Genomic DNA, 3,532 nt, shown 5'->3' with positions numbered 1-3,532 from the left:
AAGACGAAAACGCCAAGCCAGCGAACAGTGTCGCCGTCGATGATCCAAAACTCCATGCGGTCGGCATAGGCCGGGAGGTAGCCGTTCAACAGCCCGATTAGTCCAAGCGGCAAGAGAACCCAACGGTTGCTGCGATCTTCACGTTGGCCCGGACTAAGATTTCCGCCAGCAAACAGGGAAACGCCGGCCAACATGAAAAGCACAACTGTGAGAGCAACGAGCGGCGGATGGGAGAGGAAAGCTCCAAGCCCGCCCCAGCCAAGGACGGCCAGGCCAAGATAGGCAACACTTGCAACGACGATGAATACCACTCTGACGACCATGATCCAGTTCCACTAAGCGAACGGTTCCGTCTTCTGGCCCCGCTATCTACCAGGTCTCCACATCACCTGACGGAATGATTGGGGTAGCCATAAAGAATTTAGCGTACGCCTTTACCTCCGTGCAACGAATAATGGGCCGGATCCATCCGCGCACGTTGCTCAGTCGCGCACGAGGTCATCGAATACATGCAAAAATCCGATAGCCAGAAACTAGAAGTGATTGGCCCGAAGACCGTGGCCATGTGCGTCGTGCCAAAACGTTGCACAGCAACAGTGTCGGCAAGATCACAAGTGTGATGGTTATAATATCGGGCCCAAGCAAAGGTGCGACGACCACTGGCAAGGCTGGACGTTCGACATAATCACACCGACCTTCTTTCTGTCACGCCGTTTGCCGAATGCGTCGGACCAATGCGAAATCCCCTATTGGCAGGACCGGATGTTCATCGCTTTAGCGCACTGCCAGTGATGCCACCGAATATTTTCAGATCCCAACAGGCCCGCGTCGTGGAAATTTATGCCCAAGTCAACATCTATAAAGACCGGATGCGCAGATTGCCCACGGTGTCAACTAGACCGAACGTTACTTGTCCGTTTCTGGTGCAAAAACGCGGATTACCTTTTCGCGCATGCGGAAATGGGCCGGTGTCCACGTCGTCAGGTCTCCGTCCGTATTCACGGCACGCGGCTTGCTCGTCTTGACGATGACCTCGGTGGTTTGAAAAGCGCGCACGTCGTCCCATTCGCCATGAGTACCTTTGCGCAGGCTTGGTAGGAGCGCCAATAGGCGCCACCAATGGTCAACTTCGAGACTGTAGAAATCGAGGCGGCCATCATCCGCTGTTGCCGTTTGTTCGACCGTCATTCCTCCACCATAGTGCCGGCCATTGCCAACCGATACCTGCATTGTCTTGATCTCCTCCACCGAGCCATCATGTTCTACATAGGCCGTGAATAGCCGTGAACGGGCAAGAAGCCGTGCCGCAACGATGGCGTAGCCAAGCTTTCCCCAGCGCTTCTTGGCTCTTTCGGTGAGTTCGCTTGCCAGTTCGGCGCTGAACCCGATACTGGCGACATTAAAGAACAGGTGGCCGTTTACTTCACCGAGATCGATATGTCGCGGCGTGGTCGACAAGATCAATCTTGCTGCTTCAAGCGGGTCTGCCTGAATGCCGATGGTGCGGGCGAAATCATTGGCGGTTCCCAGCGGCAGGACGCCGAGCGGAAGCCCGGTATCGACGAGACCCGCTGCAGCGGAGTTCAACGTGCCGTCCCCGCCTCCAATTATCACCAGGTCGCATTCCTTCTTCATGCGAGATATGACGCTGGACAAGGTTTCGCCTCCAGCGGGGCGCGCATCGACAAGCGTCAGTCCGCCAGCTTCAAGCGTGTCACGGATACGGGTGGCAGACTTCCTGCCGTTGCGGGCATTGGGATTAATGATAAAGAGCGCGCGTTTCCCTGACTTTATCGCCATGACCTTAGCTGTTTTCCTTTTGCATGCAGACTCGCTTGCCGTACGTGGGCGGCTGATTGTGGCAATACAAGGAATAAATTTGCTGTACCCATGCACGCTTACTGTCGCTGCCTCCATCATTTCGAACGTCACAATCCGTGACGCGAAGGCTAGTACGTGTTGGGAGCGGGCTGCTGCACGCATCAAACAATTTGGTGGGCGCTTAATCGAAATCTCATTCTGGTTAAGGGGTTTCGGTTTGGTTTGCGATGGCCCGGCTGAGTGTTGGACGAGGGCGCGCCAAGTAGCTGATGCTCCGTGAGGCAGCGGGCGCATGGGCGATAGTTTGAGCAAATGCCGGCGGGCTGACCACGTGAAAAGTCGACAAAGCAGCTCCTGCAACGGTCAACGAAGGATGCGAGCCGCTACGGCCGCGTTGTCCCTTGCGTTTTAGATGCGTATGATTAGAATCCTATTTGGCAGGATACGCTGGGTTCGGGCAAGCGTTGCCAGATGCGGTTTTCGGCCCTCACCTGGAGAGTCACGTGAGCAGTGGGTTGATCGACCAGCCGCCGGCATGCGAGGACAAGCCTCCGCCTCTGCAGCGCCGCTGGCTGCTCTGGTCGCTCGCCATCGTTACCCTCATCTTGGTGGCCTTGGCCGCCACAGGGTACGGCGTGTACGCGAAGCTGACCGGCAATGTCAGGCACATTGAGGTTACCCGCGAGGAGTTGGGCGATGCTCGCCCGGCCAAGGCCCCGACCGCCTCGCTGAACATCCTGGTGGTCGGGTCGGATCAACGAGATGCCAAGTACGGCGACTACGCCGGGGAGCGTACGGACACCATCATGCTCGTGCACCTATCTCTCGAGCGGAACGACGCGGCCGTGATCAGCTTCCCGCGCGACTCGCTGGTCCAGCTTCCCGCCTGCCGCTCCCGGGGAGGTCTACCGGGCCAGCAAAAGCACCGCGGCATGATCAACTCGTCGCTCAACTTCGGCGGCATCGGCTGCACCTGGAAGACCATCGAAACGCTCACCGGCATCCACATCGACCACTTCGTCAAAATTGACTTCACCGGCTTCATGGGCATGGTGGACGCGATCGGCGGGGTGGACCTCTGCATCCCCGAGCCGATCCGCGACAAGTATGTCCAGCTCAACCTGCCCGCAGGGTGGCAGACGCTGCAGGGCGAACAGGCGCTGGGGTACGTCAGGGCCCGGCACAGCCTCGGCGACGGGTCCGACATCGGGCGCATCCAGCGCCAGCAGGACTTCATCGCCGCCATGGCGAAGAAGGCGATGAGCGGCGAGACTCTGACCGATCCCGCCCGGCTGTTCGGCTTCCTTGACGCGGCCACCAAGTCGGTCACCACCGACCCCGGCCTCGCCCCCAGCGTAATGATAGACCTCGCGCTCACCGCCCGCGGTCTGTCGTCCGACAAGCTATACTTCGTCACCACGCCCTGGCGATACTCCAACGCCTACCCCGGCCGGGTCGAGTGGCTCGAAGGACCGGCCAAGAAGCTGTTCCGATTGATCGCCGCCGACCAGCCTCTGACTGACTCCAAGGACACCCAGCCCGCCCCGCCGCGCCGCGCCAAGACGGACACTAAGCCGAGCGCCCGCCCCCCTGGCCCGATTACCGCGATCGCCGTGCCCTTCTCCTCCGAGCAGCTGCCGACGACGACCTCGTCCGCGCCCTGCGCGAAGGCCCCGGCGAGTTAGGCTCGCGGCCGCAGACGGCCGCGCCG

General features: G+C 59.7%; 2 protein-coding genes and 2 pseudogenes. 2 read left to right on the top strand and 2 right to left on the bottom strand.

The features are described 5' to 3' along the window. A pseudogene (locus AAAC48_RS26575) lies at window positions 1–323 on the bottom strand (isoprenylcysteine carboxylmethyltransferase family protein); the annotation flags it as partial. Between the two features lie 340 nt (window positions 324–663). Between AAAC48_RS26575 and trkD the strand changes: the two are divergent. Further along, a pseudogene (gene trkD / locus AAAC48_RS26570) lies at window positions 664–857 on the top strand (potassium transporter Kup); the annotation flags it as partial. Between the two features lie 49 nt (window positions 858–906). On the opposite strand, the gene AAAC48_RS26565 reads toward trkD, so the two are convergent. Beyond that, window positions 907–1,800 (bottom strand): lipid kinase, encoded by an 894-nt coding sequence (locus tag AAAC48_RS26565; protein WP_340657074.1) that lies wholly within the window; start codon window positions 1,798–1,800, stop codon window positions 907–909. Window positions 1,801–2,324: 524 nt separating this feature from the next. Here AAAC48_RS26565 and AAAC48_RS26560 point away from each other — a divergent pair. Further along, on the top strand, window positions 2,325–3,506 hold the full coding sequence (locus AAAC48_RS26560; RefSeq protein ID WP_340657073.1) for an LCP family protein: 1,182 nt from the start codon (window positions 2,325–2,327) through the stop codon (window positions 3,504–3,506). Window positions 3,507–3,532: the final 26 nt, after the last annotated feature.

It is taken from the genome of Phyllobacterium sp. (assembly GCF_037994405.1).
Lineage (GTDB): Bacteria > Pseudomonadota > Alphaproteobacteria > Rhizobiales > Rhizobiaceae > Phyllobacterium.
Note: the sequence above shows the minus strand (reverse complement) of the source record. Positions and strands in the feature narration are given on the sequence as shown.

Coding starts and splice junctions, on each gene's coding strand:
- AAAC48_RS26565 (WP_340657074.1), bottom strand. CDS start 1,800: ATGGCGATAAAGTCAGGGAAACGCGCGCTCTTTATCATTAATCCCAAT.